11 protein-coding genes are annotated in these 13,787 nt (G+C 70.8%); 7 read left to right on the top strand and 4 right to left on the bottom strand.

Annotated features, from left to right (window positions below):
* Positions 1–102: 102 nt before the first annotated feature.
* Positions 103–1,245: an ROK family protein gene (locus tag AB0G10_RS35860; protein WP_360932280.1), complete on the bottom strand. Its 1,143-nt coding sequence runs from the start codon at positions 1,243–1,245 to the stop codon at positions 103–105.
* 130 nt (positions 1,246–1,375) lie between these two features.
* On the opposite strand from AB0G10_RS35860, the gene AB0G10_RS35855 reads away from it, so the two are divergent.
* The 3 genes from AB0G10_RS35855 to AB0G10_RS35845 are packed head-to-tail and all read left to right on the top strand — an operon-like array spanning position 1,376 to position 4,913.
* A complete protein-coding gene (locus AB0G10_RS35855) occupies positions 1,376–3,034 on the top strand; it encodes an extracellular solute-binding protein (RefSeq protein WP_360932277.1) in 1,659 nt (552 codons plus the stop codon).
* A complete protein-coding gene (locus AB0G10_RS35850) occupies positions 3,031–4,017 on the top strand; it encodes an ABC transporter permease subunit (protein ID WP_360932274.1) in 987 nt (328 codons plus the stop codon). Before AB0G10_RS35855 ends, AB0G10_RS35850 begins: the two co-directional genes overlap by 4 nt.
* Positions 4,014–4,913 (top strand): carbohydrate ABC transporter permease, encoded by a 900-nt coding sequence (locus AB0G10_RS35845; RefSeq protein WP_360932271.1) that lies wholly within the window; start codon positions 4,014–4,016, stop codon positions 4,911–4,913. Before AB0G10_RS35850 ends, AB0G10_RS35845 begins: the two co-directional genes overlap by 4 nt.
* Here the strand turns inward: AB0G10_RS35845 and AB0G10_RS35840 are convergent.
* Positions 4,903–7,008: a glycoside hydrolase N-terminal domain-containing protein gene (locus AB0G10_RS35840; RefSeq protein ID WP_360932268.1), complete on the bottom strand. Its 2,106-nt coding sequence runs from the start codon at positions 7,006–7,008 to the stop codon at positions 4,903–4,905. The genes AB0G10_RS35845 and AB0G10_RS35840 overlap by 11 nt on opposite strands.
* Before the next feature lie 46 nt (positions 7,009–7,054).
* Here AB0G10_RS35840 and AB0G10_RS35835 point away from each other — a divergent pair, with 46 nt between their 5' ends.
* Positions 7,055–9,031: a beta-galactosidase gene (locus AB0G10_RS35835; protein ID WP_360932265.1), complete on the top strand. Its 1,977-nt coding sequence runs from the start codon at positions 7,055–7,057 to the stop codon at positions 9,029–9,031.
* Here the strand turns inward: AB0G10_RS35835 and ftrA are convergent.
* On the bottom strand, positions 9,007–9,984 hold the full coding sequence (gene ftrA, locus AB0G10_RS35830; RefSeq protein ID WP_360932262.1) for a transcriptional regulator FtrA: 978 nt from the start codon (positions 9,982–9,984) through the stop codon (positions 9,007–9,009). The genes AB0G10_RS35835 and ftrA overlap by 25 nt on opposite strands.
* Positions 9,985–10,055: 71 nt before the next feature.
* On the opposite strand from ftrA, the gene AB0G10_RS35825 reads away from it, so the two are divergent.
* Positions 10,056–10,496, top strand: a complete 441-nt coding sequence (locus AB0G10_RS35825; RefSeq protein WP_360932259.1) for a rhodanese-like domain-containing protein — start codon at positions 10,056–10,058, stop codon at positions 10,494–10,496.
* 215 nt (positions 10,497–10,711) lie between these two features.
* Here AB0G10_RS35825 and AB0G10_RS35820 read toward each other — a convergent pair whose 3' ends face one another.
* Positions 10,712–11,950 carry a D-arabinono-1,4-lactone oxidase gene (locus AB0G10_RS35820; protein ID WP_360932256.1) on the bottom strand — a complete coding sequence of 413 codons (1,239 nt, stop codon included), beginning with the start codon at positions 11,948–11,950 and terminating at the stop codon, positions 10,712–10,714.
* Between the two features lie 54 nt (positions 11,951–12,004).
* Between AB0G10_RS35820 and AB0G10_RS35815 the strand changes: the two genes are divergently transcribed.
* Positions 12,005–12,562 (top strand): PadR family transcriptional regulator, encoded by a 558-nt coding sequence (locus AB0G10_RS35815; protein WP_360932253.1) that lies wholly within the window; start codon positions 12,005–12,007, stop codon positions 12,560–12,562.
* Between the two features lie 79 nt (positions 12,563–12,641).
* Entirely contained in the window at positions 12,642–13,508 is an 867-nt protein-coding gene (locus AB0G10_RS35810; RefSeq protein ID WP_360932250.1) for a response regulator, read from the top strand.
* The last annotated feature ends 279 nt before the right edge of the window (positions 13,509–13,787 follow it).

Genomic DNA, 13,787 nt, shown 5'->3' with positions numbered 1-13,787 from the left:
GAGGGCTCCCACGTCGCGGATGGCATTGCCGGGGGTGGATGCGGCCGTCGCGCTCGGCATCGCTCGGCGTGAATGCCCAGGTCGGGCGCAGTGCCGCTCGGGTCAGACTGCTTTGGGCAGGGCTCCGCTGTCGACGCGGGCCAGGTGGGAGAGCGCGCCTCCGAGCGCTGCGGCGTGCGACCCCAGCTCGGAAGCGATCAGGCGGACGCCGCCGGGCGCCAGCACCTGGCCGGCCAGGGCAGCCTCGGCGGCCGGGATCAGCCATTCGGCGAGGGTGGCGTAGTGGTCGCCCAGGACGATCGCCGACGGGTCGGTGAGGTTCGCCAGCAGTGCGAGGCCCTGGCCCAGATGGCGTCCGGTGTCGTGGAGCGCCGTGAGGGCCGCGGTGTCGCCGGAGCGGGCCAGCAGCGCGACCTGTTCGACGGCGGGATGGAGGTCGGCGAGGGACTCCGGGTCGGAATCGGTCAGGATGCGGCGGACGAGTGGCTCGATGCCGGCCAGGTCGTGCAGCGTCGGCGCGCCGGCCGGGCCGAGCGTGAACCGGCCGATCTGCCCGGTGAAGCCGCGCGACCCGTGCAGAGGGCGGCCGCCGGCGATCACCCCGGCCTCGATGCCGGCCAACCCGGTCACGAAGATCGAGTCGGGGTCCTTGTTGGTGAGGGCCGCCGTGCTCGCCTGGTTCGCCACGGTGACGACCAGGCCCGGCTGCCGGAGCGAGCCGGCCACCAGCGTCCGCAGGTCCAGATCGGACCAGCCGAGCGCGGGGGAGACCCGGACCACGCCGGCCTCGTCGACGAGGCCGGGAACGGCGACGGTCAGGCCGAGGACGGAGCGGCCCTGTTGCCGTACCCGGGTCGCGGCCCGCTGCGTCAGCGCGACGATCTCGGCGGTCCGGTGGGCGCCCAGCGCCCGATGCCAGCGCAGGATCTGATCTCCGGCGAAGTCGATCGCGAGCGCGGTCAGCGAGTCGGCCGAGACCTGGACGCCGATCGCCGCGTACGCCGAACCGTCGAGCGCCAGCGAGGTGCCGGGCCGCCCGATCCGGTTGCCGCTCGTCCCGGTCTCGCGCAGCAGCCGCTGGTCGATCAGATCGCCGGTCAGGCTGGAGACGGTCGCCTTGTTGAGTCCGGTGGACGCGGCGATCGCGGCCCGGGAGCTCGGGCCGCTCGTCCGCAGATGGCTCAGCACCACGGCGAGGTTCGTGGTGCGCACGTCGGTGAAGCCCATGGTCCTCACATCCGTCATCTTGCCATCACCACGTGGGTGCGCTCCCATTTCGTTCTTGTCGCTCTCGCCACACGTCAGTTAGCTTGTCTTCGATGTACTTAGTTTAGACGCTAGCCAAACTTAAGCCATTTCGGAAGGCAGGTGCGCCGTGGGCGCGTCGACGAACAGGCGGAATTTCCTAGGGCTGATCGGCCTCGGCGCGGCCTCCGTGGCCGGTGGCGGGCTGCTCACCGGATGCAGCAAGGAGCCGGGCAGCACCGGGTCGGCGACCACCGCCGAGCAGGCGGCCGGCGTGGTACCCACCTTCAAGGACTCGACCCTGATCCCGCCGGACATCAAGGGTGTACGCCCGGTGGCCGACGGCTACATCAAGTACCCCACCTCGCTCGCCGACGCGGTCAGCGAGAAGGCGATCACCAGCGGTCAGCCGATCTCGGCGACCACGCCCTGGTGGGGCCCGGCGCCGCCGACCGACAACAAGCTCGTCGCGGCGGTCAACGCCGACCTGGGCGGCACGATCAACTTCAGCATCCAGGACGGCGTCACCTACGGCGACAAGCTCAACACGATGCTCGGCGCGCGGGACGTCCCGGATCTGACCTGCATCCCGGGCTGGGAGATCAACAAGCTGGCCCGGTTCAACGACGCGGTGCACGTGCTCTTCGAGGACCTGACGCCGTACCTGGCCGGTGACAAGGTCAACGCGTACCCGCTGCTCGCCGGCCTGGACACCAAGGCGTGGTCGGACTCGGTGTGGGGCGGCAAGCTCATGGGCGTCCCGTTCCCGTCCGACAACCCGTTCCCGAGCCTGCTCTTCTATCGCAAGGACGTCGCCGACCAGCGCGGCGTCGCGGCGCCGACGTCGCTCGACGAGCTGTACGACTTCGGTAAGAAGATGACCGACCCGGACAAGGGAGAGTGGGCCTTCGGCGACCTCTTCCAGGAGGTGCTGCAGATCTGCGGCAACACCGGCTCGCAGAACGGCTGGGCCAAGGGCGCCGACGGCAAGGTCTACCACCGGTACGAGACCGAGAACTACAAGCGGGCCGTCGAGTTCATGGCCCGCCTCTACGCCGAGAAGCTGATCCACCCGGACATCGCCAGCAGCAAGGGCGGCGACGTGAAGACGCTCTTCAAGGGCGGGAAGATCTTCATGTTCTGGGACGGCGGCGGCGCCTGGAAGGAAGTGTGGCGGCCGGCCATCCAGGCGAATCCGAAGTTCGACATGCAGGCGATCAAGGTGTTCGGCGCCGACGCGAGCACGCCGCCGGTCCGCTGGGGCGGCACCCCGTCGATCATGTGGACCTTCGTGAAGAAGGGCCTCGGCCAGGAGCGCACCCAGGAGCTGCTGCGGGTGCTCAACTACGTGGCCGCGCCGTTCGGCACCAAGGAGTGGGAGCTCCAGAACTACGGGGTCGAGGGCACCCACTTCAAGCGGGACGGCGCCGGGACACCGGTCACCAACGACCTGTACGTCAAGGAGTTCGCGAACCAGTTCATCTTCCTCGGCGGACGCCCGCCGGTGATCGTCGGCGGCCCGGACATCCCGACCTACGCCGAGGCGTTCGTGAACTGGGGCAACGACGCCACGAAGTACCTCGAGAAGAACCCGTGGGAGGGGATCAAGGTCGAGGTGCCCACCGAGCAGGCCGCCATCGAGCAGCCCACCGCCGACAAGGTCACCGACATCATGCGCGGCCGGCGCCCGCTCTCCGACTTCGACAAGGTGGTCACCGAGTGGCGCAACGGCGGCGGTGACAAGGCGCGGGACTTCTACGCCAAGGTTCTGGCAGACAACGGACGATGAGCGCGCTTCCCTCGGTCTTCCGCAAGGCCGTGCGGGTGGAGCCGGTCCGGCAGCAGCTGACTCTCCGGAAGAGGCTGCTGAAGGACTGGCCCCTCCTGCTCATGTGCCTCCCCGCGATGGCGTTGCTGCTGGTCTTCCACTACGTCCCGGCCCTCGGCAACGTCATCGCCTTCCAGGACTACAACCCGTACGTCGGGGACAACCCGCTGGAGGCGTTCCTCTACAGCGAGTGGATCGGGTTCGGGAACTTCGAGTACCTGTTCAAAAGCCCGGCGTTCTGGGACTCCGTGGTCAACACGCTCTCGATCACGGCGTTCCAGCTGGTCTTCTACTTCCCGATCCCGATCCTGCTGGCGATCCTGCTGAACAGCATCCTGTCGCCGCGGATCCGGTCGCTGGTGCAGAGCGTCGTCTACCTGCCGCACTTCTTCAGCTGGGTGCTGGTGGTCTCGCTCTTCCAGATGATGCTCGGCGGCGCCGGCCTGATCGTGCAGACGGCGTCGCAGGCCGGCTTCACGGCGCCGGACATCATGACGAACCCGGACACCTTCATCTTCCTGATCACCAGTCAGGCGCTCTGGAAGGACGCCGGCTGGGGCATGATCGTCTTCCTGGCGGCGCTCGCGGCGATCGACACGAACCTCTACGAGGCGGCCGCGGCCGACGGCGCGAACCGCTGGCGCCGGCTCTGGCACATCACCCTCCCCGGCCTGCGTCCGGTGATCATCCTGTTGCTGATCCTCCGGCTCGGCGACGCGCTGAACGTCGGGTTCGAGCAGTTCGTGCTGCAACGCGAGGCGGTCGGCCGGGACGCCGCCGAGGTGCTCGACACGTACGTCTACTACCAGGGCATCGCGGTCCAGCAGTGGGGCGTCGGCGCGGCTGCCGGCCTGTTCAAGGCCGTGGTCGGGCTGCTGCTCATCGTGGGCGCCAACAAGGTGGCCCATAGGTTCGGCGAGCAAGGGATCTACTCGAAGTCATGACGCGTCCAGTCTGGGAAGAGCGACCGTCACTCCTCGGTCAGTTCGGCAAGGGCACGATCCTCACGCTGGTCGTGCTCGCCGTGCTGGTCCCGCTCTGGGTCGTGGTCGTCACGAGCCTGTCGTCCGAGGCGACGATCAACGACGCCGGTGGCTATGTGTTCCTGCCCCGGGAGTTCGATCCATCCGCCTACATCGTGATCTTCTCGGGTGGGCAGATCAGCGACGCCATCCTGGTGAGCACGTTCGTGGCCGTGGTCGGCACGCTGATCAGCCTGGTCGTCACGGTGCTGGCCGCCTACGGCCTGTCCCGCCCGGGTTCGCTGGGGCACCGGCCGATCCTGTTCTACTTTCTGCTGACATTCCTGATCTATCCGGGCATGATCCCGGCCTACCTCGTCGTCACCGGCCTCGGCCTCAAGGACAACCTCCTGGCGCTGATCCTGCCGACCGCGATCAGCGCCTTCAACCTGGTCGTCCTCCGCGCCTTCTTCATGAACATCCCCGGTGAGCTGCTGGACAGCGCCCGTATCGACGGCGCCGGCGAGTTCCGCATCCTGTGGAGGATCGTGCTCCCGCTGTCGAACGCGGTCACCGCGGTCGTGGGCCTGTTCTACGCGGTCGGCTACTGGAACGCCTTCTTCAACGCGGTGCTCTACATCGACCGCAACGACCTGCAGCCGGTGCAGCGGGTCCTGCAGCAGTTCATCCTGGCCGGCCAGTCGCCGACATCGTCGGGTACCGCCGTCGTCGTACCCGGCCTGGGCTCCTCCATCCCGCCCACCCTGGCGATCAAGATGGCCGTCGTGGTGGTGACGATCGTCCCGGCGCTGATCGTCTATCCCTTCATCCAGCGCCACTTCACGAAGGGCGTGATCATAGGCGCGGTCAAAGGCTGAGGTTCATCGGCGTGCGGGCCCGCAGGGTCAGGGCCCGCCGCCCGCCGGGGAAGGCCAGTTCCACCCGCCGGTCCACCGGGGATGTCATGGTCACCGTCACCCCGGCGGACGACCACGAGATATCCAGACTTATCGCCCCGCGGGCCGTCAGACCGGTGATCGCCCCCGACGGCCAGGCCGAGGGCAACGCCGGCAGTACGCAAATCCTCGCGACCCCGTCGGGGCCCACGTCCTCGCTCTGCAACAGCATCGCCACGACGAGGGCGGGCAGTCCGCCGGCCAGGTCCACGTTGAACATGTGGTCGCGGTTGTGGGTCGGCACCAGGGTCGGGCGCCAGTAGGCCTCGGCGATCCTGGTCAGGGCCTGCTGCGCCTCGGAGGCCAGGCCGAGGTGGGCCGCGGCCACGCCGACCAGGGCGAGGCCGTAACCCATCTCGTCCGAGGCCTCGCCCAGCCACCAGCGCAGCCGGGAGCGGACCGCCTTCACGGCGGCCGCGCGCAGCTCCGGATCGTCGCGGAGGACGGCGTCGCCCGCGTACCAGAACGGGTAGAAATGGCTGCAGTGACGATGCTCGTGACGGTCGGTCAGGGACGGATCGAGCCATTCGGCCAGTTCGCCGTCGGCGTTGACGCGATAGGGCGGCAGCGCGTCGAGCAGGGCACGCCAGCGCTGGGCGTCGGGGTGGCCGGGGTCCAGGGCCAGCAGGGATCGGAGCAGGTCGGCGACCACCTGGCGGTCCATCGTGGCGTCGAGGCAGGCCTGGGCGCCGGTGCCGGCCGGGTGGTTCTCCGGCGAGTACGACGGGTTGAAGGACGCCTTCCCGTCGCTGATCACCACGAAATCCAGGTAGAAGCGGGCAGCCTCGCGCAGGTACGGCAACGCCCGCGACGCCAGGAACTCCGTGTCGCCGGTGTGCTGCCAGTGCTCCAGATGGAGCCGCCCGATCCAGGCCGCCCCGGCCGTCCAGAACGTCAGGCACCAGATCGGCCCGAAGTGGTTCTGCCGCCCATGACTCCCGAGGTGAGCCGGGATGAAGAATCCGGGCATGTCGTACAGGGCGCGCGCGTTCGCCCGGAAGTCCGGCAGCAGGTCCGACACCAGATCGAACACCGGGATCATCAGCGACGGCGTCGACGTCGAGTGCACCGCCAGCACCGCCGCCTGCAGATTCCCGTCGATGGTCCACCCGCTGCGCCACGGCGGCGAGTAGCTCCCGCTCCACACCCCCTGCAGCGTCGGCGGCCGCCGCCCGGAGCTGCTGATGATCGCATAGCGCCCGGCGTCGAAGAGCCGTTCCACCGGATCACCGCCGAGGTCGAGCGCGCACCGTCCGAAGAGGTCGCCGTGCACCGCGACGTGTGCCGCCAGCAGTTCGTCGAAGCCGCCGGAGGGCAGTTCCGCGGGCGCGTCTGGGGAGGGGGAGACCCGGGCCACGATCAAAACCCCTTCATGGGTACGGGTGACCCGCACGGCCAGCGTCCAACCCTGGAGCGCGGACCACTCCACGCCCGGAAACCGGCCGGTCAGCACCATGCCGTCGGCGGTGGACACGACCGACGACGCGATGGGCCGTTCCGGTTCCCCGGCGGTGAGCCCGACCCGGACCGTCCCGTCGCTCCCGGTCACCCGGATCACCAGCACGTCGTCGGCCCGCGACACGAACGCGTCGCAGACCACGCCGTCCCACCACTGCCGGACGACCCCGGTGCGGAAGTCGGTGCCGCGCCGGTGGCCGGTCCCCGGGTTCGTGGGCGTGAACGTCACGGTCCCGGCCGGAATGAGTGGATCGATCCAGCGCGTCTCCTCGTACCCGGGATGGTCGTGAACGGCGAGGTCGCAGACGGCCTGCGCCGCCTCGGCGAAGCGCGAGGCGGCGATCAGCTCGCGCAATCGCGGCAGGGCCGCAGCGGTCGGCGGCGCCGGAAGCGGCTCGGTGACCGGCTGGAAGAGATCCTCGTGGGCGAGCGTGAAGTGCAGCGCGTCCGGCGTGCCGTAGCAGAGAGCGCCCTGCCGGCCGTTGCCGGTGATCAGCGCGTGCTCCCAGTCCTGCGTCCCGCCCTCGATGACGAATGACGGATTGACATCGATCTTCACAAGGAAATACTTTGTTGGGACCTAAAACTAAAGTCAAGGCGGCGGGATGTTCTACGGCGGCGACTACAACCCCGAGCAGTGGCCCGAGGAGGTGTGGGACGACGACGTCGAGCTGATGCGCGAGGCCGGCGTCACGGCGGTGACCGTCGGCGTCTTCGCCTGGTCCCACCTCGAACCGGAGGAGGGGGTCTACGACTTCGGCTGGCTCGACCGCGTGCTCGACCGGCTGCACGCGGGCGGCATCGGCGTCGTCCTGGCCACCCCGACCGCCTCGCCGCCACCCTGGTTCACGCTGGCCCACCCGGCCGGGCTCCCGGTCAACGCCGACGGGGTGCGGCTCACCCACGGCAGCCGGGACACCTACTGCGTGTCGTCCCGCCCATACCGGGCGGCGGCCCGGCGCATCGCCGGTGAGCTGGGGAGACGGTACGCGCACCACCCGGCCGTCGCGATGTGGCACGTGCACAACGAGTACGGCACCGACTGCCGCTGCGACCTGACCGCCGAGGCGTTCCGGTCGTGGCTCGCGAAGCGGCACGGCAGCCTCGAGGCGCTGAACGAGGCGTGGACCACGGCGTTCTGGAGCCAGCGGTACTCGGACTGGGCGCAGATCATGCCGCCGCGGGCCACCCAGTACCTGCCGAACCCCGCGCAGGTGCTCGACTTCCGGCGGTTCCTCTCCGACGAGATGCTCGGCGCCTTCGTCGAGCAGCGGGACCTGCTGCGCTCCGTCAACCCGTCGATCCCGATCACGACGAACTTCGTCCAGGGCGGCTGGGTGAGCGTGGACCACGCGAGGTGGGCGGCCGAGGTCGACATCGTGGCGGTGGACCACTACCCGGATTCCGCGGACATCGCCGCCGAGGAGGAGACCGCCTTCGCCGGCGACCTCGCCCGGAGCTGGGGCGGCGGGCGCTGGCTGCTCATGGAGACCGCGCCGAACCTGATCTACACGCGCGGCCGGATGCACGCCAAGGAGCCCGGCCGGATGACCCGGCACAGCCTCGGGTACGTGGCGCGGGGCTCGGCCGGGGCGATGTACTTCCAGTGGCGCCAGCCGCTCGGCGGAGCGGAGCTGTTCCACTCGGCGATGGTGCCGCACGCGGGCCCGGACAGCCCGGTGTTCCGCGAGGCCACGTCGCTCGGCCGGATCCTGGCGGCGCTGCCCGGCCTCGACGCCGGATCACCCGCCGCCGAGGTGGCGGTGACCTGGGACGCGCCGTCGTGGTGGGCCCTCCAGGGCGCCGGGCTCCCGTCGGCCGGCATCGACTACCTCGCGGCCGTCCGCCAGGCGCACCGCGCGCTGTACCGCGCCGGCGTCGCGACCGATTTCGTCTTCCCCGGCCTCCCGCTCGACCTGGCCCGTCACCGGATGGTCGTGGTGCCGCACCTCTACCTCGTCTCGGCCGAGGCGGCGGCCGCGTTCCGCGACTTCGTCGCGTCCGGCGGCACGCTCGTGCTGGGTCCGCTGAGCGGGATCGCCGAACCTTCCGCGCGGGTCCTTCCGGGTGGTTATCCGGCGGCTTTCCGCGAGATCTCGGGGGTACGGGTGACCGAATGGCACCCCCTCGACCCGGCTTCCCCGGTCACCCTCGACGACGGTGGCACGGCACGGGGCTGGTCCGAGCGGGTCGAGCTCACCGGGGCGACGGCCCGGGCGCGCTACGCCGGCGGGGTGCTGGCGGGCGAGCCGGCGATCACCCGGCACGACTTCGGGGACGGCACGTGCTGGTACGTCTCGGCCGGCCTCGACGACGACGGCTGGGAGCGGCTGCTCCGGGCGGTGGCGGCCGAGGCGGGCATCTCCGCGGTCCTGGAGGGCGTGCCGCCCGGCGTCGAGGCGGTCCGCCGCGGCCCGCTGCTGTTCCTGCTCAACCACAACCCGTCGGCGGTGACGGTGCCGCTGCCCGAGCCGGCGGTGGACGTGCTGACCGGCTCGTCAGTCGCCGCGGGTGCGGCGGTCGGCGTGGCGGCGGGTGGCGTGGCGATCCTCGACTGTCAGGGGTGGAAGGCCCGCCGGTAGGACGACGGCGACGTCCGCATCGTCTGGCCGAAGTGGTGCCGGAACGTCACCGCCGTCTCGAATCCGACCGCCGTCGCCACCTCCTCGATCGGGGTCGTCCCGGACTCCAGCAGCGGCAGGCTGGCGTGCACCCGCTGGGTGATCAGCCAGCGGATCGGGGAGGTGCCGGTGGCCCGGGTGAAGTGCCGCAGGTAGGTGCGCGGGGACATGTGGGCGCGGCGGGCCAGCACGTCGACGGTGATGTTCTCGGTCAGGTTGGCGACGGCCCACTCCATGCTCCGGGCCAGCCGGTCGTCCGACGGGTCGGCGGCCACCGGCGCCTCGACGAACTGGGCCTGGCCGCCGTCCCGGTGCGGCTGCACCACGAGCCGGCGGGCCACCGCGTTGGCGACCGTCGGGCCGTGGTCGAGGCGGATCACGTGCAGGCACAGGTCGAGCCCCGCGGCGCTGCCGGCGCTGGTCAGGACCCGGCCGTCGTCGAGGTAGAGGACGTCGGCGTCCACCTCGACCGACGGGTAGCGGGCGCGCAGCTCCTCGGCGTACCGCCAGTGCGTGGTGGCCCGCCGGCCGTCCAGCAGGCCCGCACCGGCCAGCGCGAACGCGCCCGAGCAGATCGACATGATGCGAGCGCCGCGGTCGTGGGCCGCACGCAGCGCCGCGACCAGGGCCGGCGACGGCGCGGCGCGCACGTCCGGCACGCCGGGGACGATCACCGTGTCGGCCGCGGCGAACCGGTCCAGTCCGTGATCGGTACGGAGGGTCGCGCCGCCCACGACGCGGACCGGGCCCGGCGTCTCGGCGCAGATGGTCAGGTCGTACCAGGGGAAGTCGAACTCGGGACGGGGCAGCCCGAAGACTTCGCTGACGATGCCGATCTCGAAGACCGACATGCCGTCGAAGGCGAGCACCGCGACGGTCGACCCGCGGCGTCCGAGGGTGAGAGCGTGCGACATGGCGGAATCTTAGCGGCCGGCGTCGTTCCCGCCACTGGGCCGGCGTCCCTCGGAGCGGCACGATCATCGGCATGACTACCGAGAACACCGAGGCCGTCGCCCACTTCGCCGCCCGCCTCCGCTTCGAGACCGACGTGAGCGACGTGCACGCCGACATCGAGGCCGGCACCCCCGGAGTCGTCGTGATCGACACCCGCAACGACGCGTCCTGGCGGCAGGGCCGGATCCCGCACGCCGTCCACCTGCCCACCGCGCAGATCGCCACCCGGGCCGCCGAGGTGATCCCGGACGGCAGCCGGGTGGTGACCTACTGCTGGGGGCCGGGCTGCAACGGCGCCACCAGGGCGGCGCTGGAGTTCGCGAAGCTCGGCTACCCGGTCAAGGAGATGCTCGGCGGGTTCGAGTACTGGGTGCGGGAGGGCTTCCCGGTACGCGACGAGCACGGTGTCGCCGCCCGACCCGTCGACGACCTGACCGCCCCCGTGGCGGCGGGCGCCACCTGCGGCTGCTGACCGTTTCCCGCGGCCCCGGCTGTACGCCAGGGCTGGGTTGGCGCCCGGTTTGTCGCCCTGTGGTGCAGCCGGTCGGGCCTGGCTGTACGGCAGGGCTGGGTTGGCGCCCGGTTTGTCGCCCTGTGGTGCAGCCGGTCGGGCCTGGCTGCCTGGCTGTACGGCAGGGCTGGGTTGACGCCCGAATTGTCGCCCTGTGGTACAGCCTGGGGTGGGGGTCAGGCCTTGCCGAGGAGGGCGTTCAGGTATTCGTTGCGGAACTTGCCGGCCGGGTCGAAGCGGGCGGCCAGGGCGGCGAAGTCGGCGAACCGGGGGTAGGCGGCGTGCAGATCGGCCGGGTTCGCCGTGAAGATCTTGCCCCAGTGCGGGCGGGCCTCGAACGGGGCGAGCGCCCTCTCCAGGTCCGCCACGACCGGGAGCACCGCCTCGGTGTCGGCGATCCAGGTGAAGTGCAGGGCCAGGCTGTCGCGCCCGTGGTTGGGGCTCAGCCACAGATCGTCGGCGGCGATCGTACGGATCTCGCAGACCTGGAGGACGGCCGCGACGCGCTCGCGCAGCTCGCCCACCGCGGCGATCGCGTCGCGGGCGGACGTGAGCGGCACGTGCCACTCGGATTGCAGCTCCTCGCCGCTGCTGGGGGTGAACTCCATCCGGAAGTGCGGGAGCCGGGCATGCCACGGGCCGGGGACGCCGCCCTGCTCGGTGCAGTTCTCGGCGGGCATGCCGGGGACCGGGTGGCGCGGGCCGGCGGCGGGCGTGGCGCCGTGGAAGTCGCCGGCCGGCATCGGGTCGTGCCGCTTGATCCAGACCTGGTCGACGCCCGGGCCGGTCCATCTCGTGAAGAGGCTGACGCTGTAGCCGTCGGCCAGAATCTCGTCGAGCGCGCCGGCGATCGCGGTGGCCGGCAGGTTCTCGTAGACGTACTGCCGCAGCTCGAAGGCGGGCGAGACGTCGAGGGTGAGCGCGGTGACCACACCGAGCGCGCCGAGGCCGACCACGGCGCCGGCAAGATCCGAGTCAGCCCGGGTGAGGGTGACCAGCTCACCGTCGGCGCGGACGATCTCGAGGCCGGAGACGGCGGTCGCCAGGTTGCCGTTGCGGACCCCGGAGCCGTGCGTCGCGGTCGCGACCGCGCCGGCCACCGAGATGTGCGGCAGGGACGCCAGGTTGTGCACGGCCAGGCCGGCCTCGGCCAGGACCGGGGCGAGGTCGCCGTAGCGGAGGCCGCCGTCGACGCGGACCGTCGTCCGGTCCGGCGCGATCTCGATGGTGCGGGGGAGATCGGCCAACGAGAGCTGCGCGCCGGCGGTGTCGGCGAGCCGGTTGAAGGAGTGGCCGCTGCCGAGGACCCGCAGGTTGCCGGCCGCCGCGGTGGTCTCCTGGACTTCGGTGATCGATTTCGGTCGGTGCACCGTTTCGGTGCTGAAGACGACGTTGCCGGCCCAGTTGGTTCCCATCGCTTCACCCTACGGTGATTCACTACGTTTCCATTAGATGTATACGCTGGGGTGATGCCCCTCGATGCGTCCAGGAACAGCCTGGTCCTGCCCATTCTGGGTCTGCTGGCCGAGCGGCCGGCCCACGCGTACGACCTGGCCGGCCGCCTGCGGGAGCGGTGCGGCCACCTGCCGGTCACCCGGAGCACCGTCGCGACGCTGCTGAAGTCGATGGCCCGGGCCGGTCTCGTGACGGCCCGGGCGCCCGGCCGGGTGGGCAACCGGCCGCCGCGCACGGTCTACGAGACGACCGAGGCGGGCGTGGCCGGTTTCCACCGCAAGGTCGCGGAGGGCCTGCGCGACTCGCCGGCCGCCTCGATGGACTTCGTGCTGGCCGTGGGCTACGCCGGGGTGCTGCCGGCCGCCGACGCCGCGGTGATCCTGGAGGAGCGGGCCGCACGGCTGGGAAGGGCCGCGGAGGTGCCGGCGCGCGGTCCCCTCGAGGCCGGGTACTGGCACGGCCTGATCACCGCGGAGATCGAGTGGGTGATCGACCTCGCCGCGCGGATCCGGGCCGGCGAGCACGTCTGGGACGAGAGCCCGGCGCCCCTGCCGACCACGGCAAACGCCTGAATCGCCGGCCCGGTCGGGGTTAGGGTTCTTTCCTGCCGACCGTGCAGGAGAGGGCTTGGCGGATCGAGGGGGACAGCACATGGCGTCGATCGTGGTCGCCGAGGACGACAGCGACATCGCCGGACTGCTCGCCACCGTGCTGAGCAACGCGGGGCACTCGGTGCGTACCGCGCCGAACGGGCAGGACGCGCTCACGGTGATCGCCGAGGCACATCCCGACCTGATCATTCTCGACCACCACATGCCGGGGCTGAGCGGGCTCGACGTGGCCGAGCGGCTGCGCGCCGAGGAGCCGACCGCCACCACGCCGGTGATCATGCTGTCCGCCGCGGCGCCGGCCGCCGCCCGCGGGCTGGTCGACGTGACGATCTCCAAGCCGGTACGCCCGAAGAACCTCCTCGAGGCCGCCAACGAGCTGCTGGCCGCCCGGGCTGCCGGCGGGCACGCGGCCGAGGCGTCGAACCACCTGGTCGACGTCGGCCGGCTGCTCGCCGTCTCCGACTACCTGACCCGGCCGGCCCACGCGGAAGCCCTCGACGCCTTCGCCGAGGAGCTGACCCGGCTGACCGGCGTGCCGATGGCCGCGATCTCCCTGGTTCTCAACGACAGCGTGGTGGTGGCCGGGTCGGCCGGGCTGCCGACGTGGGTCCGCGAGGCCGGCGGGGTGCCGGTCGAGTGGTCGCCGGACACCATCGTCGTGGCCGAGGACGTGCCGGTCCTGATCAGCGACAGCACCACCTCGGACGACGAGTTCGCGAACACGCCGCTCTTCTCGATCAGCGGCATCCGGTCGTACGCCAGCGTGCCGCTCAATTCCGCCGAGGGGCACGTCGTCGGCACATTGTGCGTGATGGACGACAAACCGGGCAGCTGCACCGAGGACACCGTCCAGATCCTGCATTCCCAGCGGCCCGTCGCATTGGGCCTGCTGTCCCGCGCCGGATAGCGGCGAATCGCCCAGAGACTCACCTAAGGTTACATTTACGCCAACCGTTATTTTCTCGGCTACGTCGTCACTACCGATCGACATCCGTCGCAACATGCGCTAAAACCGTTGCAGTAGGCGCAAATCGAAGATCAGCCGATCGGACGAGATCTAAATCGAGATCCGCTGCACGTTCTCTCGTAACGAAAGCTGCGTCACAATCAGTCACGCCCATGGCGGTGGTGCGGGCAGGATGCAGCCCGGCGGAATCGGAACCCGAGAGGAAACACGCAATGGCGG

The sequence above is a fragment of the Actinoplanes sp. NPDC023714 genome (assembly GCF_040639855.1).
In the GTDB taxonomy this organism is placed as follows: Bacteria; Actinomycetota; Actinomycetes; order Mycobacteriales; family Micromonosporaceae; genus Actinoplanes.
The sequence above is the reverse complement of the archived record's forward strand: the minus strand, read 5'-3'. Positions and strand labels throughout refer to the sequence as shown.

Excerpts from the sequence above, each read along its gene's own strand:
- AB0G10_RS35860 (WP_360932280.1), bottom strand. The coding sequence starts at position 1,245 with ATGACGGATGTGAGGACCATGGGCTTCACCGACGTGCGCACCACGAAC.
- AB0G10_RS35850 (WP_360932274.1), top strand. The coding sequence starts at position 3,031 with ATGAGCGCGCTTCCCTCGGTCTTCCGCAAGGCCGTGCGGGTGGAGCCG.
- AB0G10_RS35845 (WP_360932271.1), top strand. The coding sequence starts at position 4,014 with ATGACGCGTCCAGTCTGGGAAGAGCGACCGTCACTCCTCGGTCAGTTC.
- AB0G10_RS35835 (WP_360932265.1), top strand. The coding sequence starts at position 7,055 with ATGTTCTACGGCGGCGACTACAACCCCGAGCAGTGGCCCGAGGAGGTG.
- ftrA (WP_360932262.1), bottom strand. The coding sequence starts at position 9,984 with ATGTCGCACGCTCTCACCCTCGGACGCCGCGGGTCGACCGTCGCGGTG.
- AB0G10_RS35825 (WP_360932259.1), top strand. The coding sequence starts at position 10,056 with ATGACTACCGAGAACACCGAGGCCGTCGCCCACTTCGCCGCCCGCCTC.
- AB0G10_RS35820 (WP_360932256.1), bottom strand. The coding sequence starts at position 11,950 with ATGGGAACCAACTGGGCCGGCAACGTCGTCTTCAGCACCGAAACGGTG.
- AB0G10_RS35815 (WP_360932253.1), top strand. The coding sequence starts at position 12,005 with ATGCCCCTCGATGCGTCCAGGAACAGCCTGGTCCTGCCCATTCTGGGT.
- AB0G10_RS35810 (WP_360932250.1), top strand. The coding sequence starts at position 12,642 with ATGGCGTCGATCGTGGTCGCCGAGGACGACAGCGACATCGCCGGACTG.